General features: G+C 50.1%; 27 protein-coding genes. 13 read left to right on the top strand and 14 right to left on the bottom strand.

Annotated elements, in window-relative coordinates; translation table 11 throughout:
* The first annotated feature begins 108 nt into the window (after positions 1-108).
* Complete coding sequence (locus tag ACBZ72_09660; protein ID XES76436.1) at positions 109-384, top strand: SemiSWEET transporter; 276 nt, start codon at positions 109-111, stop codon at positions 382-384.
* Between the two features lie 85 nt (positions 385-469).
* Here the strand turns inward: ACBZ72_09660 and ACBZ72_09665 are convergent, their stop codons facing one another.
* Positions 470-1,060 carry a hypothetical protein gene (locus ACBZ72_09665; GenBank protein ID XES76437.1) on the bottom strand — a complete coding sequence of 197 codons (591 nt, stop codon included), beginning with the start codon at positions 1,058-1,060 and terminating at the stop codon, positions 470-472.
* A gap of 159 nt (positions 1,061-1,219) precedes the next feature.
* On the opposite strand from ACBZ72_09665, the gene ACBZ72_09670 reads away from it, so the two are divergent.
* On the top strand, positions 1,220-2,242 hold the full coding sequence (locus tag ACBZ72_09670) for a prenyltransferase/squalene oxidase repeat-containing protein (protein ID XES76438.1): 1,023 nt from the start codon (positions 1,220-1,222) through the stop codon (positions 2,240-2,242).
* Positions 2,243-2,359: 117 nt separating this feature from the next.
* Here the strand turns inward: ACBZ72_09670 and ACBZ72_09675 are convergent, their stop codons facing one another.
* The 5 genes from ACBZ72_09675 to ACBZ72_09695 are packed head-to-tail and all read right to left on the bottom strand — an operon-like array spanning position 2,360 to position 7,535.
* Positions 2,360-3,163: a hypothetical protein gene (locus ACBZ72_09675; protein XES76439.1), complete on the bottom strand. Its 804-nt coding sequence runs from the start codon at positions 3,161-3,163 to the stop codon at positions 2,360-2,362.
* Between the two features lies 1 nt (position 3,164).
* Positions 3,165-4,676 (bottom strand): glutamate synthase-related protein, encoded by a 1,512-nt coding sequence (locus ACBZ72_09680; GenBank protein ID XES76440.1) that lies wholly within the window; start codon positions 4,674-4,676, stop codon positions 3,165-3,167.
* Positions 4,676-5,815, bottom strand: a complete 1,140-nt coding sequence (locus tag ACBZ72_09685; GenBank protein XES76441.1) for a glutamine amidotransferase family protein — start codon at positions 5,813-5,815, stop codon at positions 4,676-4,678. The genes ACBZ72_09680 and ACBZ72_09685 overlap by 1 nt, the downstream gene beginning before the upstream one ends.
* Positions 5,816-5,820: 5 nt before the next feature.
* Positions 5,821-7,092 carry an NAD(P)/FAD-dependent oxidoreductase gene (locus ACBZ72_09690; protein ID XES76442.1) on the bottom strand — a complete coding sequence of 424 codons (1,272 nt, stop codon included), beginning with the start codon at positions 7,090-7,092 and terminating at the stop codon, positions 5,821-5,823.
* Positions 7,092-7,535, bottom strand: a complete 444-nt coding sequence (locus tag ACBZ72_09695; protein ID XES76443.1) for a 4Fe-4S dicluster domain-containing protein — start codon at positions 7,533-7,535, stop codon at positions 7,092-7,094. Before ACBZ72_09695 ends, ACBZ72_09690 begins: the two co-directional genes overlap by 1 nt.
* 288 nt (positions 7,536-7,823) lie before the next feature.
* Here ACBZ72_09695 and ACBZ72_09700 point away from each other — a divergent pair, with 288 nt between their 5' ends.
* The 3 genes from ACBZ72_09700 to ACBZ72_09710 all read left to right on the top strand — a co-directional run bounded on the left by ACBZ72_09700 (position 7,824) and on the right by ACBZ72_09710 (position 10,359).
* Positions 7,824-8,927, top strand: a complete 1,104-nt coding sequence (locus tag ACBZ72_09700; GenBank protein XES76444.1) for an AbrB/MazE/SpoVT family DNA-binding domain-containing protein — start codon at positions 7,824-7,826, stop codon at positions 8,925-8,927.
* An 88-nt stretch (positions 8,928-9,015) separates the two neighbouring features.
* The gene (locus tag ACBZ72_09705; GenBank protein ID XES76445.1) at positions 9,016-9,477 is read left to right on the top strand and encodes a flavodoxin family protein; all 462 of its coding nucleotides are present in this window, start codon (positions 9,016-9,018) and stop codon (positions 9,475-9,477) included.
* Positions 9,478-9,591: 114 nt separating this feature from the next.
* Positions 9,592-10,359: a sugar phosphate isomerase/epimerase family protein gene (locus ACBZ72_09710; GenBank protein XES76446.1), complete on the top strand. Its 768-nt coding sequence runs from the start codon at positions 9,592-9,594 to the stop codon at positions 10,357-10,359.
* Positions 10,360-10,452: 93 nt separating this feature from the next.
* On the opposite strand, the gene ACBZ72_09715 is transcribed toward ACBZ72_09710, so the two are convergent.
* The 5 genes from ACBZ72_09715 to ACBZ72_09735 form a co-directional block, all read right to left on the bottom strand.
* A complete protein-coding gene (locus tag ACBZ72_09715; protein ID XES76447.1) occupies positions 10,453-10,869 on the bottom strand; it encodes an ABC transporter substrate-binding protein in 417 nt (138 codons plus the stop codon).
* Between the two features lie 249 nt (positions 10,870-11,118).
* Positions 11,119-11,973 (bottom strand): AmmeMemoRadiSam system protein B, encoded by an 855-nt coding sequence (gene amrB / locus ACBZ72_09720; protein XES76448.1) that lies wholly within the window; start codon positions 11,971-11,973, stop codon positions 11,119-11,121.
* A gap of 3 nt (positions 11,974-11,976) precedes the next feature.
* Positions 11,977-12,780, bottom strand: a complete 804-nt coding sequence (gene rpsB / locus ACBZ72_09725) for a 30S ribosomal protein S2 (protein XES76449.1) — start codon at positions 12,778-12,780, stop codon at positions 11,977-11,979.
* A gap of 19 nt (positions 12,781-12,799) precedes the next feature.
* On the bottom strand, positions 12,800-14,053 hold the full coding sequence (locus ACBZ72_09730) for an enolase C-terminal domain-like protein (GenBank protein ID XES76450.1): 1,254 nt from the start codon (positions 14,051-14,053) through the stop codon (positions 12,800-12,802).
* Positions 14,054-14,835: 782 nt separating this feature from the next.
* Positions 14,836-15,072 (bottom strand): Lrp/AsnC ligand binding domain-containing protein, encoded by a 237-nt coding sequence (locus ACBZ72_09735; protein XES76451.1) that lies wholly within the window; start codon positions 15,070-15,072, stop codon positions 14,836-14,838.
* Between the two features lie 142 nt (positions 15,073-15,214).
* On the opposite strand from ACBZ72_09735, the gene mvk reads away from it, so the two are divergent.
* A complete protein-coding gene (gene mvk, locus ACBZ72_09740) occupies positions 15,215-16,156 on the top strand; it encodes a mevalonate kinase (protein ID XES76452.1) in 942 nt (313 codons plus the stop codon).
* A gap of 85 nt (positions 16,157-16,241) precedes the next feature.
* On the top strand, positions 16,242-16,634 hold the full coding sequence (locus tag ACBZ72_09745) for a flavodoxin family protein (GenBank protein ID XES76453.1): 393 nt from the start codon (positions 16,242-16,244) through the stop codon (positions 16,632-16,634).
* A gap of 46 nt (positions 16,635-16,680) precedes the next feature.
* Here the strand turns inward: ACBZ72_09745 and ACBZ72_09750 are convergent, their stop codons facing one another.
* On the bottom strand, positions 16,681-17,946 hold the full coding sequence (locus tag ACBZ72_09750) for an MBL fold metallo-hydrolase (GenBank protein ID XES76454.1): 1,266 nt from the start codon (positions 17,944-17,946) through the stop codon (positions 16,681-16,683).
* Between the two features lie 375 nt (positions 17,947-18,321).
* Here ACBZ72_09750 and ACBZ72_09755 point away from each other — a divergent pair, with 375 nt between their 5' ends.
* Genes ACBZ72_09755 through ACBZ72_09765 form a run of 3 tightly spaced genes read left to right on the top strand, consistent with a single transcriptional unit; the run spans position 18,322 to position 21,214 of the window.
* Positions 18,322-19,635, top strand: a complete 1,314-nt coding sequence (locus ACBZ72_09755; protein XES76455.1) for a UbiD family decarboxylase — start codon at positions 18,322-18,324, stop codon at positions 19,633-19,635.
* Between the two features lie 5 nt (positions 19,636-19,640).
* On the top strand, positions 19,641-20,840 hold the full coding sequence (locus tag ACBZ72_09760; GenBank protein XES76456.1) for an aconitase X: 1,200 nt from the start codon (positions 19,641-19,643) through the stop codon (positions 20,838-20,840).
* The gene (locus ACBZ72_09765) at positions 20,828-21,214 is read left to right on the top strand and encodes a DUF126 domain-containing protein (GenBank protein XES76457.1); all 387 of its coding nucleotides are present in this window, start codon (positions 20,828-20,830) and stop codon (positions 21,212-21,214) included. Before ACBZ72_09760 ends, ACBZ72_09765 begins: the two co-directional genes overlap by 13 nt.
* A 66-nt stretch (positions 21,215-21,280) precedes the next feature.
* Here ACBZ72_09765 and ACBZ72_09770 read toward each other — a convergent pair whose 3' ends face one another.
* Both ACBZ72_09770 and ACBZ72_09775 read right to left on the bottom strand, forming a co-directional pair.
* Complete coding sequence (locus ACBZ72_09770; protein ID XES76458.1) at positions 21,281-21,682, bottom strand: type II toxin-antitoxin system VapC family toxin; 402 nt, start codon at positions 21,680-21,682, stop codon at positions 21,281-21,283.
* Positions 21,682-21,915 (bottom strand): AbrB/MazE/SpoVT family DNA-binding domain-containing protein, encoded by a 234-nt coding sequence (locus ACBZ72_09775; protein XES76459.1) that lies wholly within the window; start codon positions 21,913-21,915, stop codon positions 21,682-21,684. Before ACBZ72_09775 ends, ACBZ72_09770 begins: the two co-directional genes overlap by 1 nt.
* Before the next feature lie 229 nt (positions 21,916-22,144).
* On the opposite strand from ACBZ72_09775, the gene ACBZ72_09780 reads away from it, so the two are divergent.
* Genes ACBZ72_09780 through ACBZ72_09790 form a run of 3 tightly spaced genes read left to right on the top strand, consistent with a single transcriptional unit; the run spans position 22,145 to position 25,131 of the window.
* Positions 22,145-22,945, top strand: coding sequence for an isopentenyl phosphate kinase (locus ACBZ72_09780; GenBank protein ID XES76460.1), 801 nt, complete (start codon positions 22,145-22,147; stop codon positions 22,943-22,945).
* A 10-nt stretch (positions 22,946-22,955) separates the two neighbouring features.
* A complete protein-coding gene (fni, locus tag ACBZ72_09785) occupies positions 22,956-24,056 on the top strand; it encodes a type 2 isopentenyl-diphosphate Delta-isomerase (protein ID XES76461.1) in 1,101 nt (366 codons plus the stop codon).
* A gap of 4 nt (positions 24,057-24,060) precedes the next feature.
* Positions 24,061-25,131 (top strand): polyprenyl synthetase family protein, encoded by a 1,071-nt coding sequence (locus ACBZ72_09790; GenBank protein ID XES76462.1) that lies wholly within the window; start codon positions 24,061-24,063, stop codon positions 25,129-25,131.
* Positions 25,132-25,140: the final 9 nt, after the last annotated feature.

Here is a 25,140-nt window from a genome sequence, read left to right on the forward strand (position 1 = left end):
TGCAGGGTTGCGTTGCTGTCTGCTGCCAACATGGCTTCTTGCGTGTTTAAGAAGCTAAAGCCTAAAATAAACCATCCCGCTCAGATACAAATCCACAAAGGTTCATGTATGGACACACTCACACTGGTCGGATTGGCGGCGGCAACATTCACGACAGTTTCCCTTTTTCCGCAGGTGCTCAAGTCATGGCGAACCCGCTGGAAACCCACCAAAGACGGCACAGTGGCGATGTTTTCTCTGCTGTTCTGCGTGGGGGTTTTCATGTGGCTGGTTTACGGAGTTTCGCTGGGGGACTTACCTATGATGGCTGCAAATTCGCTAAGTCTGCTGCAGGCAATCATAATTTTGGCCATGCAAGTTCGTAGGCTTAAGCTGAAAAAATGAGCGCTGACCTACCCCTCTATAGGTTCTGCATAGAATTGTTATTTGGATGCTAATAGACGGCAAATAGGTCTGCGAGAGGGGTTTGTTAGAGTTGCCAGCCTTTGGGGAAGGAGACGATTGTTAGGCAGCTGGGGCAGACGATGGCTTCGTCTTTTTGCAGCACATTATGTAGGTTGAATTGCGCGCCGCATTGCTTGTTGGGGCAGAAGAAGCGGCGGGGTTTGCTGTAGCCGAAGTCAAATTTGGCGCCTTCCGCGTAGCTGCGCAGCACTTTGGCTTCGTACCCGTTGGGTTTGGTTTCAATCCCGAGCGAATAGTTGTTCAGGTAAGGCACTGAGAAGTTTATGCCCACGCCGTTGTCGCAAATCACCCAGACATCCAAATTCAACGCTACTGCCAGCCCCAACTCGTAGCCCAGCCACTTCTCAATCAACGCCCACTCGTCGCGGCCTTTGGTTTTGGCTTCCACCAGTTTGGGTCCAACCAGCAGAATGAGGGCTTTGGAGGCTGCCAGCCCATTCCAGACGGTCTGCCACGCGGGCGCCGCTTTGGGAGCTTCAAACTCTTGCTTAAAGAGGGCCACGGGTTCTTTGGCGACTGCTGTTTCAAAGCGTTTGAGGGCTTCTTTGTCTTTTTTGGAGTAGGCAAGAAAGATTTGGGTTTGCTTAAGCGACATGGGTGCACGTTCCTCCATTGTAAGTGTGTGGGGAGGCTATTAGTTTTTGTTGTGATAAGAGAGAGGCGAAAAAAGGGCGGCAGGTTGCACCGTTGGGGCACTTGCAGATTAGCGTTAAGTTAATAACTCGTCTGAGCCGTAATAGCAACGGGGAAGCTTATGCCGCAGAAATGGCTATCGCAACTCAAGTTTGACCCAACCTCAGCTTTGCAGTCGTCAAGCAATGAAGCTGTAGCCTATTTTACCCGACGCGACCTGCTGGAAGAAAACGTAGAACCAATAGAGCGTATCTGGCAGTTACCTGAGGTTCAGAGGGCATTTCGTAACCAGCAGCCTGATGGCGGGTGGAAGCACAGCGGAAAAGAAACCGTCACTTACCCCAAGTACCATTATCCGCTAGTGCAAACATGGAAAAACTATCATGTGTTGGTTGAGCAGTTCGAAGTCACCAAGGAGCATGAAGGCACGCGTAGAGCGTCTGAATTTTTGTTTTCCTGTCAAACTGCTCAAGGCGACCTCAGGGGCATGCTGGCAAACCAGTACGTCACCTACTACACGGGGGCAATCTTGGCGGCTCTTATGAAAGCGGGGTACGCCGATGACCCGCGGGTTGAAAAGGGGCTTGAGTGGCTACTTTCGATGCGGCAAAACGACGGCGCTTGGACCATACCAGCCTTAACCCACAAGTTAGACAAAGAAACATGGCTTAACTTAACAAGCCACTACGCTAAACCGCTTGAACCCGACAGGACAAAGCCGTTCTCGCACAACTGGACAGACATGGTTCTCCGAGCGTTTGCGGCGCACCCAAAACACCGACACACAAAGGAAGCCTTGAAAGCCGCCGACTTGCTCAAGACAAGGTTCTTCCAGCCAGACGTTTACACTTGGTACGAGAGCCCGAAATATTGGGTGACCTTCTACTTTTGGTGGCCAAATCTTGTGACGGCGCTGGATTCGCTTTCGTTGATGGGTTACTCAAAAGAAGACCCCGACATCCGCAAAGCCTTAGACTGGGTTGTGGAAAATCAAGCTGCCGACGGCTTGTGGAAACTGTCTTACGCAGACAAAAAAGACGCGGCTGAAACAAAAAAAGTAACCATAGACCGACGCCTTTGGTTAACGTTAAAGATTGCGCGGATACTCAAAAGGTTTTATCAGCAGCCAAAAGAAGCCGCGTAAACCCACAAAGGGTGGAGCAAGCGAAAGCTGCAGTACTAAACATAAGACCAAAAAGTGGAAAAACCATCAGGGCTTGCTTGCTATCGTGCTATAAACAAAAGAAAAGGAAAGGTTGGTTTAGTAGGCGTAGATTCTGCCGTAGGGTCGGTGGCTGTAGGGTACGATTTTGACGAATTTGCCCGCCATGATTTTGTCGTAGTCCACGTTGAAGTAGCTGCAGTACTCTTTCACCAAGTCGCCTATGACCGCCAAATCCTTCTCGTCCACATCCATAACCTTGACTTCTTTGCCCAGATGCGTAATCTCGCCTCGCACGTAGAGGATGCCTGCGTGCATGCCGGTGCCCACAAACCGCGCCTTATGCTGCTCGCCAGCCTGAAGCGTCAAGCCCAAGACAAGCAGAACGCCGCCTGCCATGTACTCGGCAAGAAAGTCCTCTGCCGTGCCGCCGACCACCATGCAGGGCTTAAAGCTCATGTACTCTTTCATGTGGATGCCCACACGATAACCAGCATCGTCGCGGATGAACAGTTTACCGCCCCGCATACCATAGCCGGTGATGTCGCCTACCCTGCCGTGGATGACGATTTTGCCATCGTTCATGGTGTTGCAGATGCAGTCCTGCGCGTTCCCATGCACCTCAATGCTTTGCCCATCCATAAAGGCGGCTAAGTCGTTTCCAGGGGTGCCGTAGATGTCGATTTTCATTTTGTTCTTCAGGTCAGTTCCGATGTAGCGTTGCCCATAAACGTGGTACAGCTCCACATGCTCAGCGCCTTTTGCATCCAATTCACGCATCAAGGCGTTAAGTTCCTTGTAGTAGAGGTCTTGAGCGTCAACTTTGTACACGTTGCCTTCAACAGTTACGCGGGAAAGGAATTTTTCACTGATGCCCAGAGTTGTTTTCTGTTCTTGTGCCATATTATTCACCAGCCATTTTAACTCCTAAGATTTTCAGTTCCGTATCCGTCAGGTTCACGCCGCGCAGATGCAGACGGTTGCCGCGTAAGCTTTCAATAGCGTTTACGCCCATGCCGCCCATCATGTCCTTGATTTCCATGCTCCAGCCACGCAGCAGATTCACCAGACGCTCCGACGCAATGTCGGGGTTTACGCGTTTGCCAATCCAGGGGTCAGGCGTAGCGATGCCCCACGGACACTTACCCGTGTAGCATTTCTGGCAAACCGTACAGCCAATGGCGATGAGCGCGGCAGTTCCGATATACACGGCGTCAGCGCCTAAAGCGATGGCTTTTAGGATATCCCCGCTGTTGCGGAATCCACCCGCAGCAACCACAGAGGCATGGTTACGGATGCCCTCGTCGCGCAGACGCTGGTCTACACTGGCGATGGCAAGTTCGATGGGTATGCCCACGTTATCGCGGATAACCGTTGGAGCTGCTCCTGTGGAACCCCGCACGCCGTCAATTGCCACGATGTCGGCTCCAGCGCGGACAATGCCGCTGGCGATGGCTGCCACGTTGTGCACAGCCGCAATTTTTACGGAAACGGGCTTCTCATAGTTAGTTGCTTCTTTGAGTGCGTAGATGAGTTGGCGCAGATCTTCGATGCTGTAGATGTCGTGCTGGGGTGCAGGGGAGAGCGCGTCGGTGCCTGTGGGAATCATGCGGGTTCGCGCCACCAGTTCGGTGACTTTTTCGCCGGGCAGGTGCCCACCGATGCCGGGTTTTGCGCCTTGCCCGATTTTAATTTCTACGGCAGCGCCTGCGTTGAGGTATTTGCTGTGGACGCCGAATCTGCCTGACGCCACCTGCACGATGGTGTGTGCGCCATACTTGTAGAGGGAGGGGTCTAAGCCGCCTTCGCCGGTGTTGAAGTAGGTGCCTGCTCGGGTGGCTGCACGCGCCAAAGACTGGTGAGTGTTAAGGCTTATGGCGCCATAGCTCATGGCAGAAAACATAATTGGAGTCTCCAGCGTCAACTGGGGCGCCAACTTGGTCTTCAAGTCTATGTCGCCGTCTTTGTACTCCATCTCCAACGCGTCAGGCTTTGAGCCCAAGTAGGTGCGGATTTCCATGGGTTCCCGCAACGGGTCAATGGAAGGATTCGTAACTTGGCTAGCATTCACCAGCAGCTTGTCCCAGTACGTGAAATTTGGTTTAGGGTTACCCATACCCGTCAGCAAAACCCCACCTGTTTCCGCCTGCTTCTTGATGTCTTTGATGACATCGCCAGTCATGTTGGCGTTTTCACGGTAAACACTCGGATTCTTCTTAATGGTAATGGCATGTGTTGGACAGAAAGTGACACACCGCTGGCAGTTCACACAGTTCTCGTCTTTACTGCGGATAACGTCGTCTTCTTCGTCGTAGCTGTGCGTCTCGTAAGTGCATTGGTTCACGCAAACTTTACATCGGATACATTTTTCTTCGTCACGTTCCACGATGAATTCTGGGGGGAGATAGCTTTTCATTAGTGGGCAACCTCCAGTTTAGATTGCTTTTCGATAAGTTGCTTGTCGCCGACTCTGCCAATCAGGGGTTCCCCACCGCGTGCAGTCCACAACCGGTCAAGTGTTGGCGAGACCAGCCGGATGGAGGCTTCTTCGCTGGACAGGTAAAGCATGTCGCCGTTGGTTGCGGCAACCATGGGTCGTAGTTTGATGCGGTCGGTTAACCCAATCATTTCTCCATGGTGCGCTATGATAACGCTGAAAGGTCCATTCATCAGCAGACTGCCGTACGTTGCGCGCAGGGTTTGGAGAACTTGTTTCTTTTTGGGCTCCATGTGGTCGATTTCTGACCAGAACGGTGCAGCCAAAATCTGTGAAACAATCTCGATGGGCAAGTGTTGTTTGCGCATGAGCAGATCCACGGCGTAGGCGACCACTTCAGTGTCGGTTTGCAGGGTGCATTTGTAGCCGTACATTTCTAGGAAGCGACGGTTGATGCCGTAGCTGGAGATTTCCCCGTTGTGGACGACGGTCCAGTCAAGGATGTTGAAGGGGTGTGCGCCGCCCCACCAGCCTGGAGTGTTGGTTGGGAATCTTCCGTGGACGCTCCAGAGGTAACCTTGGTAGTCATCTAAGCAGAAGTACTCAGCGATGTCTTCAGGGAAACCCACGCCCTTAAAGACGCCCATATCTTTGCCGCTGCTAAACACAAACGCTTGACCAGTTTCGGTGTTTATGCGCATAACTGCTTGCAGAACGCATTCGTCCTCGCTGAGGTTGCCGGGGCGGTTTCTTTTGGGCTCCACAAAGTAGCGCCACATAAGCGGAGGGTTGATAACGTTTGCTGGTCGAGTCTGCATTTCCTCATCGTAAATTATGTTAAAGCAAGAGGCAAGGATGCGGTCGGTTTTCTCTTTGGCGTCGCGGCTTAGGTACATAATGTGGAAAGCGTAGTGTTCTTTGAAGTCGGGATAGATGCCGTAGACTGCAAAGCCGCCGCCTAAGCCGTTGCCGCGATCATGCATATTGCTGATGGCGCGGACGGGGTCTTTGCTTCCGAAGCGGGTGCCTTCCAGGTTCATCATACCAAAAATGCTGCAGCCTGAAAAGTCTTTGTCGTCGCCGAAGGGGTTTATGAGTTTTAGGTCTTGTTGATTCATGCTTATTACTCCAAGTTCATTTGTGTGCGCACACTTTCTGGAAGGGCAGCTAAGCCAAAGTCATCCTTAAGCAGTGCGTCTTTGAAGGCTTGTACGTTAATTTTGTTTTTCATGAGGTAAAACAGGATACCTGCACGTTCGATGGCACCCAGAAACGTCATGCCTACAAGCACGTTGTCTTTGAGAACCAGCTTCTTGTAGACAGTGTTCTCTGCATCCTGATTCACCAAGATTTCCAGCGCGGCGTCGGGTTTAGGATTAGCCAAGCCGATGGAGACGATGGGAATACCAAAATATTTGAGGCTGCTCATGTTGGTGCCGCCTGCGTAGTCGGCTTTTTTGCCTGCCATGTTGTAGCCTGCAACCCTGCCCTCAAGCACGGCAAGAGGCCAAAGCGGCAACTGGCGATTCTGGTTCAGGATGAAGTCGTAGGCTTCGGCAACGTCCCCGCTGGCGTAAACGTTGGGCACACTGGTTTGCATGGACCCATCCACGACTATCCCGCGATTGGTCTTCACTTCGGTGCCTGCCACGAGTTCGGTGCGAGGGATAACGCCGATAGCTACGATAACCATGTCGCAGGGCACTTGGCCGCCTTTGGTAAGGACTACACTGCCGACTTGGTTTTCGTTATCGGGTTTGCCCAAGATTTTCTGGACAGACTGCCCCGTGATTATGTTGACACCAGCTTTGCGGACCGCTGCCTCCACGATTTCTGAGGCGGTGGCGTCCAGCAGGAGGCTAAGGATTTTATCCTGTAGTTCAACCATGGTGACTTTGACGCCGCGTTTGGTAAGGGCATCTGTGACGCTTATGCCGATGAGCCCAGCCCCAATAACCACAGCGCGGTTAGCGCCAGCGTTGATTTTTTGGGCAAGCTGTTCAGCGTCCGATATGTTGGTGAAGGTGTAAACGCCCTCTTTTTCTTGACCTTCCATTTTGGGCACAAACGGTTTACCTCCAGTTGCTAGCAGCAGCTTCTCGTAGGAAACGTTGGTGCCATCTTCAAGGGTTACGGCGTGTTCAGAGAGGTTTAGTCCGACGGCTTTTTTGCAGACAAGGGTTACGTTGTTTTTTTGCCAGAATTGGTCGTCGCGGGTTTTCATTTTTTCAAGGTTGGCTTTGCCGGAAACGAAGTCGCTTATCATGGGGCGGCTGTAGTGGCTGCATTGCTCTTCGGAGACAACGGTGATTTCGCCGTCTGCGTCGATTTCGCGTATTGCTTCAACTGCTCCGATGCCTGCAGCGCAGGCACCAACAATCACGTACTTAGACATTAAGATTCAACCTCGACGCATTCAAGGGCGCCGTTGGGGCAGTTTGCCACACATGCAGGCGTATCCAAATCAGCGCATTGGTCACATTTAGTGACAACGTGACCTTCTTTGTCAATTTTTATGGCGCCATAGGGGCAAACCATGACGCAGGTCCAGCAGCCCATGCATTTTTCAGGGTTGTGTGTAACTAAACCAGTTTTTTCGTCTTTGTGCATGGCGCCGGTTAGGCAGGCGGAGGCGCAGGGGGCGTCGTTGCAGTGTCGGCATTGGATGGCGAAGCTGACTGGTTTGTTGAGTTCTAGACGGACACGGCTGATGGGGCGGGGTCTTTCGCGGTTGTAGGCTTTGATGATGTCTTTGGATTTGCTGTGTTGGGTGATGCAGTGGACCTCGCATATGCCACAGCCTATACAGTGTTCTTGTTTGGCAACAATTTTTCTCATGTAAATTCTTCCCTTTTGGGTGGTTAGCGTGCGCAGGTGAGCATAAGAATGTAAAGTTCGATGTCTTTTGTGCATAAAACCGCTCTGGTTGTGACTGTTTGGTTAGCTTTGTTTATGCGGACTTTACATATGTTTAAAGACATTTTTGTTCACCTGTTTTATGGAAGTGGCAGTATACATTGAATATTTTCTATATAATCGTAGCGAAAAACATTTATGCGTAAGAGAATGACTCATATAATATATACGAATCACATATCAAGGATCCGTGTAACAGGTGAAAACACCATGGCAGAAAAAGACTTAGGATACCGCCGCGTCCAATGCACCGGCAGAGGCAGCTACATCATCTCCCTACCCAAAGAATGGGTCCAAGACATCGGCCTCAAACGCGGCAGCGAAATCGCCTTCAACCTCGAACCCGACCTAACCCTCACACTGGTCCCCCGAAAAATCCGAGAAAAAACCAGCGAAGAAGTCGGCAAACTCAAAGAATACTACATAAACGTAGACCCCCAAGAAAACATCGAATCCACCCTACGCATGATCGAAGCCTTATACGTCATTAGCGCCGACGTTATCCGAATCCACTTCAAAAAAACCAAAGGCAACACATACAAATGCAAAACCGAAGTCAAAAACTTCTCCAAAGAAACCTTCTTAGGCTCAGAAATCATTGAAGAAACCGAAAACGAAGTAACCCTACAGATTCTGGTCAAACACTCAGAGTTCCCCATAGAAAAAGCCGTTCGCCGCATGGTCATCGTGGCACTTGCCGCCCACCGAGACGTCATCTTAGCACTAAAAGGCGGAAACAAAGAACTTTTCGAAAACATCGTCAATGCCCAACATGACAGCAACCGACTGGGGCTCTACATTGTGCGGCAATTAAAATTCGGCATAGAGCACAACATGTACCGTGAACTTGGCTTTAAAACCCCCAAGGAGTTTTTGCTCTACCGCATCATCGTAAACGACATCAAGGACATTGGCGAAAACGCCATGAACATCATGAACAACATCCTCACCGTGCAAAAACTTGTTGACGACCAACTCTTATTCATCAAGGAGCCGATGGATGAGGAAGTTTACTCCCAGATAATTAATCTCAACAACCTCGCCTACCAACTGTTTGAGGACGCCACCAAAGCCATGTTTAAACGCGACTACAACGACGCCGAAGCCCTCATACCCAAACGGCAAAGCTACGTAAAACTCGAAAACGACCTCATCCGCCTCATGAGTAGCAAAAAAATGGACCCCAACATCTCAGCAATCCTCAGACTGGTGCTGGACAGCTCAAAACGCATACTTGACTACGGGCAAGACATCGCAGAGTTAACGCTAAACCGCACGGTAGAAGAACTTTGCGCCTCCTTTGCGGTCAAATAAACAGAACACCCGGCTTCGTTAACGCCGCATACACTTAGTCCAAAAAGTCTATAAAAGAAGCATACCCACTCTCCAATTGGCACCACATATGAAAAACCTAATTATTCTTTTTTCGTATCATCACAAAAACACCGAAAAAATCGCCAACACCATAGCAGCCGCTTTGGACGCGGAAGTGAAAACGCCTGACCAAGTGACCCCCGACTCCATCGCGGATTACGACCTTGTCGGGTTTGGTTCAGGAATCTACTTGGGCAAACACCACCAATCCCTGCTGGAACTTGCCGACAAACTCCCCCAAGCAACCAACAAAAAAGCATTCATATTCTCCACAAGCGGCGACACCACAAACCCCGCCAAAATGCATCAAAAGCTACGAGAGAAACTGCAGGCAAAAGGCTTCACCGTGGTCGACGAATTTAACTGCGCAGGATTTGACACGGTTGGACCACTTAAGCTTGTAGGTGGCATCAAGAAAGGCAGACCCAACGAGGAAGACCTTAAAAAGGCAGAAGCGTTTGCTCAAAACCTGAAACAAAAAACAACATAGCAAACAAGCAGTTCGTTGAGAAATGCAACAAAGGGTCAGCCCTTAACTTTGAGTCTTAAATGACCGACTCCTTTATTTGTGAAAACTGTTTAGGTAAAAAAACAGGCACCGACCATGAAGCTAAGTTTATCTAACGGAATCTTTAGCAAACTCAAAATCCAAGAAAACTTCGCCACCGTCAAACAACTCGGATTCGCAGACATAGAGTTCAACATGAAATCCATCAAAAAGGAGCATGACACGGACGTTTACCGCGAACAAAAAGCCCTCGCCGCTTCAGGCTTAAACTGCTTAACGCTGCACTCCGCGGTCCTACATGTGAAAGACCCCATTGAAGTTCACCAAGCCGTCTATTATGGCAAAATCTCGTTGGAATGCGCCCGCGCCCTCCATGCACCGCTCATGACGGTTCATTCGAATGTTTCTAAGAAGCTGCCCAAGCTTGTCAGGGAGCAGTGCCTTAGGGAGGTTTTTGGGGAAATTAAGCCCTTCGCTAAAAAGTTGGGCGTCAAACTGTCCTTGGAGAACCTGTCGTATACTTCCACGGGGTTTGGCAAAAACGTGCCCCAACTGGAGGAAGTCCTTGACGTGATAGACCCCGAACGTCAAATGGGAATAACTTTTGACTTATGTCATGCCTTGGAAACTAAGGAAGTGGATAATCTGCTGGAGGCGTATGGTAAACGGGTCTGTAATGTGCACATGGCAAACAAGTCACATCAACCCTTTTTGGAGGAAACGCCCGAGTTAACACACTTTCTTTCGAAGCTGCAGGACTGTGGCTATGATGGCCCGATAACGTTGGAGCTAGACCACAAAATATCGTTGGAAGAAGTAGCTAAGACCAAAGCACTCTTTGATAAGCTACTCAGAGAGAACTAACGTCAAAAGAAGCAACAACCAAAAAGAAGGCGAGAGTCACTCCCACCAAAGCAACTCTCACCCCTACAGCACTATAATTAGACAATGGTGCCCTTAGCCGTTGTACACCCAGGTTCCAGCCAAGTTGATTCCGAAGTATTCTTGAACCATTTGAGCATGAATGGCTCCTGGGTCTATGTCGGCGAATAGGTCAGGATTGAGCCATTTTGCGAAATAGAGCTCGCCCACAAAGTAGAGTTCTCCAGTGGTGAGATACCAGTAGCAGACGTAAACGCGTCCTGATTTCACGGCGTTTACATCTTGCAATGCGGGGCGACTGATTATTTCGTTGTACACGGTTTGGTAGTCGGTTAAGTTTGTGGTTCCGGACAGCAGTTTGATGATTACGTCGGGATTTGCTTCTACAACAAACTCAGCGCCGACTGTAGGTGAAGTCACAGAAGAATTGGCGATAACGTTGACGCCGCCGCAGGTAACCAGAAGACCATCCTGTACGCTTCCATTAGCCATACCACGCAAGCATTAGTTAACTCAACATAGAAGGCAGTTTTCGTGTCCAGTGTCATATTTGCGTGAGCAACTCGTTGCTCAATAAGGTCAGCGTAGGAGGTTACATCCAAAAGTGCTGGCGGGTAAACTGCAGAATCGAGGCGCGCAATGATTTTGTCCTGACCGCCTAGAGCAGATTGACTAAGGTTGAAAAGTCACTCCTCAAAACAAGAAACATTCGAAAACATGGCTGCCCAAAAATTGCCGCCGCTATGGCTTTTTGAGGGTAACTGCGGCGTAGCCGACTACGCTGGATTTGTCGCCTGTGATGTCGCCGCTGGTTTTGTGGCAAAGCACTTCAGCCTTGGTTGCTCCCAGCGCCTTTGCATAAGTCATCAACGCCGCAATCGGTGCATAGCCGCATGCCGTAACGTTCTGCTCCGCCAACACCCCATAAAACCGTTTCTCATCCAACGCCTCCACAGCCGCCAACGCATCTAAATCCTTCTGTTCCACTCGGGCTTGGGGCTCGTAATGCGTAAAATCCGAAGAAGCAATAACCACGGCGTTGCGGTTTGCCAAGGCTTCTGCCAGTGCCTTGCCGATTTCGGTTGCGGTCTGTAAATCCTGCATCATAAAACAGATGGGCACAAACTTAAAGTTCTTGCCGTAGAGGAACTGCAAGAAAGGCAGTTGAACTTCGATGCTGTGCTCCTGTCGGTGGGCGATTTCGTCAAAATCCAAAATTCCCGTCTCTGCCGCCACTGCGTCAGCCACTTCAGTGTCAACTGTTACATCGCCAAGGGGGGTTCGCCATGCACCCTCACGCATCATCGACAATGGATTGCCGAATCCTGTGTGGTTGGGACCCAGAATTACGGCGACATCGGGTTTTCCGTCTTGAGCTAAAGAAAAGTAGGCGTTCGCCGCCACAGCACCACTGTAAACGTAGCCTGCATGCGGACAAACCAACCCCAACACGTTTCGTGAACCAGCGGGGTTTACAGTTGGGAGTTTTTGGGGACCAAACTTGTGAAGGAAGCAGCCTTTGATTTGGCTGCGGAGAGCTTCGGCAGTTCCCTCGTAGAACATTCCCGCTACGACAGGCTGCCGAAGTTTGGTCATAGTTTAGTCCTTCTCGTCGTCCCGAGAGATTTTCGCTTCAAAGTCTTCAATGGCGAACTTGGGGTTCTGATCCAGGGCTAAGTCGCCGCGTTCCCGCATAACCTGCCTTGCCAGCAACCAGAAAATAACTGCCAACGCACGTCTGCCCTTGTTGTTGGTTGGGATAACCAAGTCGACGCCAGTGAATTCGTTGTCGGTGCTGCAAAGCGCCACGATGGGTATGCCTACAGCGGAAGCTTCTTTGACGGCTTGGGCGTCAGCTCGGGGGTCTGAAACCACAATGACTTCAGGGTCCACACGGTTTGGGTACAGCGGGTTGCTGAGCATGCCAGGGATAAATCTGCCGATGAGGGGCATAGAACCAGTCAACGCGCAGAACTTCTTCACGGGCTCATGCGCATACAGCCTTGTGGCGGCTATGGCAACCTTTGATGGCTCATACCGTGCAAGAAACTTGCCTGCAGTTCGAATGCGGTCATCAGTTTTTTTAACGTCCAACACGAACAACCCGTCAGGTCTAACACGGTAAATGAAGGGTTCCATGTCACGTGTTTTCATGCGGGTTCCGATATGTATGCCTGCTGAGAGCATGGTGTCCCGCGGCAACAACAGGTCTTCTTCAGAGGGTACTGGCGGAGACTCGATTCGTTCGGGTTTAGAGACAGAAGGTTCGGGTTCCATCTCAAGTTCAGGTTCAATTTCTATTTCGTTTTCGGTTTCTGTTTCCTCAAACTTACTTTCCTGAACCTCTTCTTCGGTTTCGGGTTCAGTTTCAGGTTGGGAATTTGTTTTAAATTCTTCTTCCAAAGATATTCCTCGTTACTTTTTAGATGTTGAGTTCCGCCATTTTTGCGCGGTTCCCAAGGAACTGCTCAATGCGTACCAACTCATTAAGCTTTGCTATCCGTGCACCTTCAACCACGCCTGTTTTGATGATGGGACAACTGAAAGCCACAGCCAAGTGTGCAATGTGCCAGTCGGTTGTGTCGCCGCTTCGGTGAGACATAACGCAGCTGTAGCCGTTGCGTTGAGCGGTCATGATGGTTTCTAAAGCGTCAGTTAAGGTGCCAATTTGGTTAACTTTAATGATGATAGCGTTTCCTGCGCCGGCTTTGACGCCTTGGGTTAGGCGTTCGTTGTTGGTGGTGAACAGGTCGTCGCCGCAGATGAGGCAGTTTTTGGTTTTTTTGGTGAGCTCAGCGGTACTCTTAAAGTCATCTTCCTGGAAGGGGTCTTCCACATAGGCAAGATGATATTTTTCAATTAGGTCTATTACGTATTCGAGTTGTTCGCCGCTGTCGCGTTTCTTGCCTTCATTGGCGTAATCATAAACCTGCTCTTTCTCCTTCCAAATCGAAGAGGAAGCCATGTCCACTCCAAAGCCGCATTCAAAATCAAGCTCGTTACCGACTTCCTCACAGGCTTTGGCGATGGTTTCAAAAGCACCTTCACCGTCGATGGTAGCTATCCATGCACCTTCATCGCTTTTGCCAGCGGTGAAAAGTTTGTCTCTCTTTTTGAGGGCTTCCCCAATTTTCTTGTGAATCTGCGCGTTCGCCATTGCCGCTTCCAAAAACGTTTCAGCACCATAGGGTATAGCAAGGAATTCTTGGATGTCGGGGCTTTTGCCGCGTAGTGCATGCTGTCCACCGCTGATGCAGTTGCCTAACGGGTAAGGCAAAGAGGTTGCGGTGCTTCCGCCCAAAAACTGGAAAAGCAACATGCTGTGGCTGTTGGCGGCGGCTTCGGCGTTGGCTAGGGAAACGGCGAAGGCGGTGTTTCCGCCGATGACTTTGAAGTTGGTTGTGCCGTCAATCTCGTGGAGGGTGTTGTCGATTTCTTCTTGGTAGTCGGCGTTTAGCCCGGCAAGTTCAGGCGCGATGAGTTCGTCAGCCTTTTTTACGGCTGCGTCAACACCGCCGGTGGGGTAGTAAACAACTTCGGCTTTTCCACGGCTTTTGCCTGCGGGTGAGGCGGCTCGTCCAAAACCAGCCGTGGTTACTACGTCAATTTCTATTGTTTCTTCTCCTCGGTTGTTGAAGATTTTTCGGGCTATCAAGTCTTCAATGATTGATGACACGGATTTTTCCTCGGGTGGCTATGGTTTTTCGGGTTATTTTAGGTTTCGGAAGGCAAAAATCGCGTTTTAAGCGGCTGGGGAGTAAAATTGTGGTGTTTAATGGGGTTGAGGTTTGTTTGAGTCTCTGCTAGTTGAAGATAAAGGTTTTAGCTTTCAGCTAGCTTTGGACATGATTTGTTTGATTATCGGCCAAAAAAGGTTTGCTTCTTAAACGGTTCTTGTTTTAGCCTCATCTGTGTGTGGTGTAACCAAACATACCTGAGTTATTTGACCACGCAATTGCGGCTTTGACTAGATTGTTTGAAAGCACGTCAGGCAGACAATTATTTCGTCAAAAAGCAACTTCATGGATAATTTGTCCAGTTTTTCATAAGTTTTATGAATAAATCTCAACCAGATTTATATCTGCGTGGACAATAGTGAGGGTATGGAAAAAATGGAGTAAAAAACATGACAACAGAAATATATGAAATACCCGAACTCGAAAAAACAGAAACCAGCTGGATGTCGCCAGCAACCGAAACGGAGGAGCTGTGACGACATGATTGACACCACAACAGAGATGTTGGCTACGGTTGGGACCATCGCGATAAGCGTGGCGTTTCTGCATTACAGGTTAACGAGGTATAAACCTCTTAATAATAAAAATTAACAACAAATCCCCAAAGGGGAAACAACCCTCAAAAAGTTTTTGAAAACCAGTTACCTCTGCGCCTCCTTGTGGAAGGGAAAAAGGGGAAGTTGAGTCTCTCCGCGTCGCGCACTGCCCCAAAGGTTCTTCGCTATTCAGCCTCTGCAACCACCATCGTCAGGGTTTTTTGCACGTTGTTCACGGTCGCAAGTTGCGTATCCACGACCTGTTTGATCTTATTCACGCTGTCGCCTTTTATTCTGGCAATAATGTCATAGACACCGTAAACCATGTAGGCTTCTTCGACGTCGTTGCAAGCCCGCAGCTTTTTCAGCACCTCTTCCGTCGAGTTGAGGTCGGTTGTTAGGCAAACGAGGGCCTTAGGCACATAAATCGCCCTCTTGTAATATATGGCGTTACTAGTATTTGTCATTGTTGCTAATCCACAAAAAAGAAGCGAAGCAACAAAACTGAACAAAAAGAACCCTTTTATGTAAAATTAACAATACTACCAGCCAAGGTGCACAGACATGGGTAAAGGTTCAGGTTACGGAAAAGTCATCCTGTTCGGCGAACACTTCGTCGTCCACGGCGTCCCCGGAGTCGTCTCCGCCACAGACGCCAAAACCGACGCCGAAGTCAAAAAAACCACACAAGGCATTACAGTTAATGATGAGCGAACGGGCTCCAAAGGCTACGCCGAGGAGAAACGGCTCCAGCAAATCGAATCCATTCAACGCATGCTTAAAGCCATGAACCTGCCAGCAGAAACAGCCATGAGCATTTGGATTGGCGGGGACCTCCCAGGCTTTAGCGGATTGGGCGCATCGGCGGCAAGCAGCGTAGCGATTGCGCGGGCGATTTCAGAGGAGTTTGGCTTAAATTTGCCCGACGAAAAAATCAACGCCGTTGCTTACGAGGCAGAAAAGGCATATGCGGGCAACCCGTCGGGCATAGACAACACGGCAGCCACCTACGGCGGTTTAATGTGGTTCCAAAAAAACATTCAAGGCGGACCAGACTCCGTTGAAAAACTCGCCATGAAAGAGCCTGTGGAGATAATCATTGGCAGCACAGGCAAAGTTGCTAACACCAAAGCCATGGTAGAAGGCGTCGCCGAACGCAAAAAACAAAACCCCCAGAAATACGACCCCCTGTTTAAGCGAGCAGAAGAAATTGCGGTTGAGGGGAAAACAGCCTTGGAAGCAGGCGACTTTGGAAGGGTTGGTGAACTTATGAACGAAAACCACACAATTTTGCAGGGTATTGAGGTGTCCAGCGTGGAGCTTGACCTGCTGGTAGACATAGCCCGAAAAGAAGGCGCCCTTGGAGCAAAACTTACAGGCGGGGGTGGCGGCGGCTGCATGACGGCGTTGACTCCAGGCAAGGAGTTGCAAGAGAAAGTCGCTGAGGCTATCGAGAAAGCGGGTTTTCAGGTTTTGCGCACTAAAATCGGGACAAAACGCCAGTAACCCTCCCCCACCATTTTTATGTGGATGCTTTGCATTTATTTGTGAATCGAAGATTTTATAAACAAAACACGCTGAGATAGCAGCCATGCGAATTTGCGTGTTATACTTCTCTAGGACAGGGAAAACCAAGTACATGGCTGAAGGCATAGCCAATGCGTTGCAAGTGCCCGCCTATGACATCGCATCTTCGGAGCCGTCCGTTGAAGATTACGACATGATAATTCTGGGCACCCCAGTGGAAGGAGCACGCCCAGCCAAAGAAACCGCCGCATTCATCGAACGCTTACCCACCACCGACGGTAAAAAAGCAATCTTGTTCTGCACCTGCCGACTCTTCAAAGGCGGAACCTTCAAAGCCATGTCCACAGCCCTGGAAAGCAAAGGCTACCACAGCAGCTTAGACGTTTACAAGAAGAACGTGAAAATCGGCGAAACCCCCTTCACCGACGTTATTGAAAAAATCAAAGGCGCACTCTAACAGCCCAAAAAGCTTTGTGTACCGCGTTTAAGAGAGGCGGATTTTTCTACACGACAAAGCTTTCGTTTTTCTCAGGGATACAAACCTGCGTCAAATCCGAAAGCTGCTTTGAAAGTGCTTCTGCCTGCGGTAAATCTCCATGAACCAGAAGCGTTTGTTTGGGCTTCAACTGGCGTACGAGTTCAACAAGCTCCAACTGGTCCGCGTGCCCTGAAAGCTCGATTTGCTCAATGCGTGCAGCCACTGGAATCATGTCGCCTTGAACTGCCCGAAACGCCCGTTTTTCTTTGGCAAATTTTAGGGGGCTATCCATGGGCAGAAAGCCTGAAGTTAAGATGATGGTGTTTTCTTCGCCCTCTGCCCACTGCTCCAGCAAGGTAAGGCTGGCGCCAGCATGGCCAAAGCCTGAAGTGCAAACCACGATGGCAGGCTCTTTAATTTCGGAGATTCGTTCGATGGGTTGGACGTGTTTGTATTCGAAGGGTTGCTCTTGCTGCTGGATTTCTTGGGTGAAAAGGTGCTTGTTGGCGTTAAAATGCGCTGTTATTTTTCGTCCAAGCTTGGAGATCACGTAGGCATTGTATTTAGGCAGGGAGCCGTCGTCCATGGCTTGGTCGATTCGTTTAGCCATTTCTTGGCTGCGGTGAAACGCAAACGTTGGAACCAAAATGTTGCCCCATCGCCGCATCGTTTCGGACACTCGCTCAAGAAACTGCTCGGTTAACTCGTGTCGAGGCGGGCGGACTTTTCCCCCGTAAGTGGACTCGCAAACCAGCACGTCAGGTTCCTTTGGGAGGGCGGCGAGGTTGCAGCCGTTTAGGATTTCGGTGTTGTGGATACAAAAGTCCCCCGTGTAAAGAAGGGTTTTGTCTTCTGAGTGGACGCCGACCATTTTTGCGCCCAGAACATGCCCCGCGTTATGCAAGGTTATGTTCATGTTGGGCATCTTGAGGCGTTCGGTGGGCAGCCAAGAGTTTCTCACTTTTTCCAACGCTTGCCCATCAAAAGGGAAGCTGTCGGTTTTGAGGCTTTGAATTTTAATCATGTCCTGAAGCAGGTCAAGGGTTATGTCGCGGGTTACTTTTGACCCAACGATGGTTTGGGGATTCCGCGATTTTGTCAGCCGCAGAAGACTGCCCGAATGGTCCAGATGCGCGTGGCTGATGATTACCGCGTTAAAGTTTTTGGGGTACTCGTCGGTTACGCCTTCAAGTTTTATGCCGTAATCCAAGGCAACCTTGCAGCCGTCCGCTTCAACCGCGACGCATGAACCGCCGACTTCGCGGGCGCCGCCTAAAACCTTAATCTTCACTTACGCCTACTCCTAACTGCATAAACGGCGGTTCGTTGAAAAAGTGAATTGGAAACTTTCAACTTTGCGACTCCTGAAGCGTTGCTTAGCAACTTGCTGAGAAACTCAAAGCAGCATTGGAAATATTAATTTGTTGCTTAACATACAGGATTTGCACCATAGCAATCAAACATAGTGCATCTATGGCACCAATGGGTGTATAGCACCTTCGTAGAAAAAAGAAAAAGGGACAAAAAGCTCCTTTCTGCATTTTCGCCGCAAGACCCTGTTGGCAAAAAGCTGCCCATGCAGCCCCTAGACACGCGGATTGTGTTACGGCTGGGTTGCGATTGTTTTTTAAGAAGCATACAGCCTATTTGAGTTTAGGCGAACAAATTGGGCTTCAGAAACTTTATCGAAGCACTCCAAAAAAGTGGCGAATTAACACAAATCACCAAGCCAGTCTCAACCGAATACGAAATCGCCAGCATTATTGAAGCGTTAGGCGAAAAACCCATCTATTTCGAAAACGTGAAGGAATCCCGTTTTCCTGTCGTGGGAGGACTGGTTTCATCCAAAGACCTCATCGCCCGAGCAATCGGCGCAACCAAAGAGCAACTGCTTCCTAAACTGTCAGCGGCAATAGAGAAACCTCAGGAGCCAAAACTTGTCGAGGGCGGCGAATGCCAAGAAGTGGTCGAGCAAGCCGTTGACCTCACTCAGTTGCCCATCATGCGTTACACGGAAAAAGACGGCGGCAAATACATCCCCTCAGCCGTATCCATCATAAAAGACCCCCAAACAGGCATCCGCAACATGTGCTTCCATCGGCTTATGCTGCTGGACAAAAACCACTTCGGGGTCCGAATTGTAGAGCAACGCGGAACCGACACCGCCCTGAAAAAGGCTGGTGGAGAACTAGACATCGCCATCTGCATCGGCAATTCAACTGCAGTGCTTTTGGCGGCTGCAACCTCAATGCCTAAGGACGTTGACGAGTTGGGTATGGCAAACGCGCTGGAAACCACTGAGCTGGTCAAATGCGAAACCGTGGACCTTGAGGTGCCGCGGGAAGCAGAGTTTGTTTTGGAAGGCAGAATCACCAAAGAACAAACTGCGGAGGGACCCTTTCTGGACTTGACGGGAACCATCGACAAAGTCCGCCAGCAGCCCATCATCGAAATCAAATGCATAACCCACAGGCAAAACCCAATTTATCAGACTATTTTGGCGGGCAGAAACGAACACAAATTCCTCATGGGCATGCCCAAAGAACCAACGATTTTCAATGAGGTTAGCAAGGTTTGCCAATGTAAAGATGTTTACATCACCCCCGGCGGATGCAGTTGGCTCCATGCGGTTGTGCAAATCTGCAAGCAGAACCCTGACGACGGCAAAAAAGCCATAGCTGCCGCGTTTGAAGGACACAAATCACTCAAACACTGCGTTGTCGTGGACGAAGACATCAACATCTACGACCCCCACGATGTCGAGTGGGCAATTGCTACAAGGTTTCAAGCGGATAAAAACACCGTCATTCTCTCCAACCAGCCGGGCTCCTCGCTTGACCCCTCAGGTGACCTTTCCGAGGGCAAGAAGGCAACCACCGCCAAAGCAGGCTTAGACGCCACCATACCCGCATCGGCAACGGGCAAAGGCTTCACCAAAGAGCAGTACCGAAAGGTTGATTTGAAAAAATTCCTACAGTGACGCCTATGCAGCTAACTAAACAGGAACAACGCATGCTAAACGGCGAAGAAGGCTATGCCGTCCGAAAGAGCATGGAGATTCTGGTCGCGTTGGGCGACATCTTTGGCGCAGAAAAACTCATCAAAGTGGGTTCGGTACAGGTGGCGGGAGTCAGCTACCACAACCTTGGAGACGCGGGCTTAGAGTTTCTCAACGAACTGGCTAAGGATGGCAAAGTCAAAGTCCTAACCACCCTCAACCCTGCAGGAATGGACCTAGAAAACTGGCGCGCACTGGGCATCAGTGAGGAATTCGCCGACAAGCAGAATCAGGTAATTGAAGCATTTGAGCGGATGGGCATTTTAATCAGCTGCACCTGTACACCTTACCTCATCGGAAACCTGCCGCGATACGGAGAACACGTCGCGTGGTCCGAGTCGTCAGCAGTGACGTTTGCCAACAGCGTGTTAGGCGCAAAAACCAACCGCGAAGGCGGTCCGTCGGCGTTGGCCGCGGCGTTTGTGGGCAAAACCCCCTGCTACGGGCTACATCTGGACGAGAACCGTGTCCCCGACGTGCAAGTGCAGGTAAATGCAGAGTTATCGAAGCTTTCTGATTGGGGCGCATTGGGCTACGCCGTGGGCAAGAAGGCGGAAAACAAAATCCCCTACATCACAGGCATAAAAGAAGCCGAAGTCGACGAGCTCAAAAGCTTCTGCGCCTCCGTGGTAACCTACGGTGCCAAGCCGCTTTTCTACATGAAAGGCATCACACCCGCCTCAGAAACCGTCCAGCCACCCAAAGACACAGTAACCATAGAGCCAGCCGACATAAAGGACGCCTACGACAACATCAACGACCAAGTCAGCGACATCGACTTTGTTTGTGTCGGCTGTCCCCACTGCAGCATCAAAGAAATCGCCCAAATCGCCGAACTCGTGGAAGGCAAAAAGGTGGCGGCGGGCACGGAGCTTTGGGTTGCCACCTCGCGAACGGCAAAGCAGTTGGCGGACAAACGCGGCTACACGCAGGTCATTGAGGCGGTGGGCGGAAAATTTGCCTGCGACACCTGCATGGCGGTGGCACCGCTTAAGGGCAGATTCAAGGCGCTGGCAACCACATCAGCCAAGGGATGCTTCTATTCGCGTCATAACCTTATGAAAACCAAGATGGGCAGCCTCCAAGAATGCATCGAGGCAGCGGTGAGTGGAAAATGGAACAACTAAAAGGCAGAATAATCTACAAAGGCAAAGCCCAAGCCGAAGCACTAGTCACTTCCCAGCCAATCAGCTTCTACGGCGGCGTGGACCCCAACACGGGCGTCGTTTTGGAGAAGGGACACGAACTTCAGGGGCAAAGCGTGAAGGGCAAGATTTTAGTGTTTCCGCAGGGCAAAGGCAGCACGGTTGGCAGCTACACACTTTACAGGCTCAAAAAGAACGGCGTTGCACCCGCAGGCATGGTAAACAAAGAAACCGAAACCATCGTAGCAGTCGGCGCCATCATCAGTGAAATCCCCTTCGTAGACAAAGTAGACATAGGCAAAATCAAGACAGGCATCCAAGTCAGTATAGAAAACGAAACCATCACTATTTTTTAAACCAGTTTTTCTTTATCTCGTAACCTATGAAGTCGGCCGCCTATTGCCCTAGAACGGCTTTACGGATTAGAGCCATTTTGTTTTTGTTTCTTTAATCTGCCGTATGTGCTTATCGTCGGTAAGGACGTAATCGCAATCTGTTATAGTTGCGGTTGCTGCTATGATTGCATCAGCTGTAGGCAACTCTGCGTATTTGCATCGAAACTTTGCTGCTTCAACGCCGATGATTGAGTCAAGATTGACCGTTTTAAGATCAGAGCTTAGAAGTGATTGAGTTCTCAGGTCCGCGACTGTTTTGCCTCTGTTTTGGAAAACGAACTTGTAGAATTCATGCACCACTATTGATGGAACAAAACCGCGGTTGTCTGCTTTCTGGAGGAGTTGTAGGGTGTTTCGGGTCCAGTTGTTTAAGTCAGCTTGGCCAAAAAAATGTGCGATGAGAAATCTGGTGTCTATTACTGCTTTCATTAGTATCGGTCTTCAGAGCGCATTTTGTCCAATATTTCAAAGGCTTTTTCAATGGGCATTGTTCCAGAATCCGCACCTGCTAAGTCTTCAAGTCGGGTTACGGCTTTGAGGATTATGCCTGAAGGGGAGTCTTCAACTATAAGTTTCATTCCTTCTTTTATGCCATGTTTGCGGCGTAAGGCGACGGGTATTGTAACTTGCCCTTTGCGCGTTACTAACACTTCATTGTTCAACTTCCACACCAAGTACTACAATTGACTACAGTACAACTTAACTATTCTGGTCAGAAACAAACGCCTAAACCACACAATCCAACCAAAACAAAACATACCAGTATCAATTTGTTTTCCCAAACCCTCCTTTCCCCAAGTTGCTTACTACTACGCCTTGGTGTGGGTCTTTGTGGTCAGGGAAGGCTTTTCAATGAGTGCCCCAAATATTCAGGTACAGGAGTAAACAAAGTTGAGCGAGGCAAAACCCATCATCCTCAAAATCGGCGGATCCGTCATAACCGACAAAGACGGCGACTTAGCCGCTAAAACCGAAGTCATAAACCGCATAGCTGAAGAAATCAAACGCGCAGACATAGACAACCTCGTCATTGTGCATGGCGGCGGAAGTTTTGGTCACCCAACCGCGCAGAAATACGGCATCCAAGACGGATTAAAAGAGCCCTCGCAAAAAGTCGGCTTCTCCGAAACCCACCACGTAATGACCGTTCTTAACGGGTTAATCATGGACGCCCTTGTGTGGCATGAGCTTCCTTCCCTAAGCATCACCCCCTCCACATGCACCATGACCGAGAACGGCAGAATCAAGTACTTTGATGACACCGTTCTGTGCACCTGCATGAAAATGGGGTTTGTACCTGTCCTTTACGGCGATGCTGTGTTGGATGAGAAGATGGGATTCACGGTGCTTTCCGGCGACCAGCTGGTTGCTTATTTGGCGGTTAAGCTGAAGGCAGAAAAAATCGTCATAGGCGTGGACACCGACGGCTTATATGAAGCCGACCCCAAAGTGGACAAAAACGCCAAGCCCTACTTGAAGCTGAACTTGGACCAGCTTAAGCGGGTGCAGGCAAAAATTGGCCAAGCTCAAACCACCGATGTGACAGGCGGCATGGCAGGAAAAATCGCCGAGTTAATCCCCGCCGTCGAAGCAGGCGTCTCCGTCCAGATAATTAATGCGACCCGCAACCTCCGCGTCCTGAGGGGTCTGACGGGGGAACGCATTGAAGGCACCATCATAACAAAGGCATAGAGGTTTAGTGTTGGCTGAGGAAACACGAAAACGCAAAGCAGAACACATAAAAATCTGCCTTGACGACCGAGCTCAAACCAGAGATGCCACCTCGGGTTTTGAAGACATCCACTTCGTACATAAAGCACTGCCAGAAATCAGCAAGGAACAAATCGACACCTCAGTCAACGTGTTTGGGCATAAATTCAACGCACCCCTAATTGTCAGCGCCATGACGGGAGGAACCCCCGAAGCAGAAAAAATCAATGCAAACATTGCTCAAGCCGTCGAACAATTAGGGCTGGGCATGGGGGTTGGAAGCCAACGAGCCGCCATCGAAAACGCCGAACTGGCAGAAACCTTCAAAGTTGCCCGAAAAAAGGCGCCAACCGCATTTTTGATAGCCAACATCGGCGGCGTGCAGTTGGTTCATGGCTACGGCGTAAAAGAAATCAAAAAAGCCGTGGAGATGATTGAGGCTGACGCAGTGGCAATTCACTTAAATGCATTGCAGGAAGCGGTTCAGCCTGAAGGACAAACCAACTTCGAGGGCATCCTAGCAAAAATCGCCCAAGTTGCCGCGGAGTTGGATGTGCCCGTCATCGTAAAGGAAACAGGCTGCGGAATCGCCTCCGAAGAAGCACATAAACTTGAGGTGGCAGGCGTCGGGGGAATCGACGTTGGCGGGTTGGGCGGAACCAGTTTTGCCGCAGTTGAATACTTCCGAACGGAACAGAAGCAAAACAGTTTAGAGCGGTTTTTAGGGGAAGCCTTTTGGGATTGGGGCATCCCAACTGCGGTGAGTTTAGCAGAAATCGCGCAAACCGTTGAAATTCCCGTTTTGGCTTCAGGCGGATTACGTTACGGCTTAGACATAGCTAAAGCGTTGGCGCTTGGGGCAAGCTTAACGGGGGTTGCTCAACCAGTACTGCAGACCGCAGTGAAAGGCGCCGCGGAAACAGAGAATTTGTTGGGGATTCTGGTTGAGGAATTGAAGAATGTGATGTTTCTGGTGGGCGCCCAACGGGTTGTGCAGTTAACGCATAGACCTCTTGTGGTTACGGGCAAAACAGCCAGCTGGCTTCAGGCAAGGGGTTTTGCGGTTGAAAGTTACGCACAAAGAGGCGCATAGGCACATGAATATTGAAGAGTTCCTCGCCGAGAAGGCACCACTAATAGACAAAACCATCGAGAAATATATCCCCCGAGAATTTAGTCAAAACGCAATCTTATTTCAAGTTGACCCTCCAAAATACGGATGCAACGAACAAACCCTAAACGAAGCCATCGCGAACCCCATTTGGGATATGCTGGACCGAGGCGGCAAACGGTGGCGTCCCGCGCTTTTTCTGCTTATCTGCGAGGCGTTAGGCAAGAAGTTGGATTCGTGTTTGGATTTTGCCATCATCCCCGAAGTGGTCCACAACGGCACGCTTGTCATCGACGACATCGAAGACTCGTCTGAAGCGCGCCGAGGAAAACCATGCACCTACAAGATGTTTGGGGTAGACATAGCGGTGAACGCGGGAAATGCCATGTACTATTTGCCGTTGGTGCCGTTGATGGAGCAGAAAAGCAGCCTGCCCGCCAAGCAGCTTGCGGACGTTTACGAGATTTATGTGCAAGAAATGATTAACCTCAGCATTGGGCAAGCCATGGACATCGCGTGGCACCGAGGCTTAGCCAACGCCGACAACATAGCCGAAGAAGATTACCTGCAGATGTGCGCTTACAAAACAGGCACGCTGGCACGCATGTCCGCCAAAATCGCCGCCGTCCTCTCAGGTGCAGACGAGAAGCTAGTCAAGAAGTTGGGCACCTTCGCCGAAAGCATTGGCGTGGCGTTTCAGATGCAAGATGACATTTTGGATTTAACGGGCGAAGAGTTCGCCAAAAAGAAGGGCGGCTTGGGTCAGGACATCACCGAAGGCAAACGGACGCTGATGGTGATTCGCACCCTCAAAACCGCCGCCCCAGCGGACAGGCAGCGGCTAATCGAAATTCTTAAGATGCATACGTCGGAGCAGGCGTTGCGAGATGAAGCCATTGGCATCATTGCTAAAAACGGCGCTGTGGAGTACGTGAAGAAGAAAGCGGATGCCATGGTGGAGGAAAGCTGGAAAGAAGTGGATGCGCTTTTGGAAGCCTCTGAGGGCAAGGAAAAATTAAAAGCCTTCGCAGAATTCCTCATTAAGAGAAGCATCTAACTTCACGAG

The organism is Candidatus Bathyarchaeia archaeon (genome assembly GCA_041447175.1).
In the GTDB taxonomy this organism is placed as follows: Archaea; Thermoproteota; Bathyarchaeia; order Bathyarchaeales; family Bathycorpusculaceae; genus JADGNF01.

Bases quoted from the DNA above. Each gene is read 5' to 3' on its own strand.
- ACBZ72_09670 (XES76438.1), top strand. From the start codon at position 1,220: ATGCCGCAGAAATGGCTATCGCAACTCAAGTTTGACCCAACCTCAGCT.
- ACBZ72_09660 (XES76436.1), top strand. From the start codon at position 109: ATGGACACACTCACACTGGTCGGATTGGCGGCGGCAACATTCACGACA.
- ACBZ72_09770 (XES76458.1), bottom strand. From the start codon at position 21,682: ATGAAAGCAGTAATAGACACCAGATTTCTCATCGCACATTTTTTTGGC.
- ACBZ72_09675 (XES76439.1), bottom strand. From the start codon at position 3,163: ATGGCACAAGAACAGAAAACAACTCTGGGCATCAGTGAAAAATTCCTT.
- ACBZ72_09710 (XES76446.1), top strand. From the start codon at position 9,592: ATGAAGCTAAGTTTATCTAACGGAATCTTTAGCAAACTCAAAATCCAA.
- ACBZ72_09760 (XES76456.1), top strand. From the start codon at position 19,641: ATGCAGCTAACTAAACAGGAACAACGCATGCTAAACGGCGAAGAAGGC.
- mvk (XES76452.1), top strand. From the start codon at position 15,215: ATGGGTAAAGGTTCAGGTTACGGAAAAGTCATCCTGTTCGGCGAACAC.
- ACBZ72_09765 (XES76457.1), top strand. From the start codon at position 20,828: ATGGAACAACTAAAAGGCAGAATAATCTACAAAGGCAAAGCCCAAGCC.
- ACBZ72_09695 (XES76443.1), bottom strand. From the start codon at position 7,535: ATGAGAAAAATTGTTGCCAAACAAGAACACTGTATAGGCTGTGGCATA.
- ACBZ72_09690 (XES76442.1), bottom strand. From the start codon at position 7,092: ATGTCTAAGTACGTGATTGTTGGTGCCTGCGCTGCAGGCATCGGAGCA.
- ACBZ72_09705 (XES76445.1), top strand. From the start codon at position 9,016: ATGAAAAACCTAATTATTCTTTTTTCGTATCATCACAAAAACACCGAA.
- ACBZ72_09715 (XES76447.1), bottom strand. From the start codon at position 10,869: ATGGCTAATGGAAGCGTACAGGATGGTCTTCTGGTTACCTGCGGCGGC.
- amrB (XES76448.1), bottom strand. From the start codon at position 11,973: ATGACCAAACTTCGGCAGCCTGTCGTAGCGGGAATGTTCTACGAGGGA.
- ACBZ72_09685 (XES76441.1), bottom strand. From the start codon at position 5,815: ATGAATCAACAAGACCTAAAACTCATAAACCCCTTCGGCGACGACAAA.
- ACBZ72_09745 (XES76453.1), top strand. From the start codon at position 16,242: ATGCGAATTTGCGTGTTATACTTCTCTAGGACAGGGAAAACCAAGTAC.
- ACBZ72_09700 (XES76444.1), top strand. From the start codon at position 7,824: ATGGCAGAAAAAGACTTAGGATACCGCCGCGTCCAATGCACCGGCAGA.
- ACBZ72_09790 (XES76462.1), top strand. From the start codon at position 24,061: ATGAATATTGAAGAGTTCCTCGCCGAGAAGGCACCACTAATAGACAAA.
- ACBZ72_09680 (XES76440.1), bottom strand. From the start codon at position 4,676: ATGAAAAGCTATCTCCCCCCAGAATTCATCGTGGAACGTGACGAAGAA.
- ACBZ72_09665 (XES76437.1), bottom strand. From the start codon at position 1,060: ATGTCGCTTAAGCAAACCCAAATCTTTCTTGCCTACTCCAAAAAAGAC.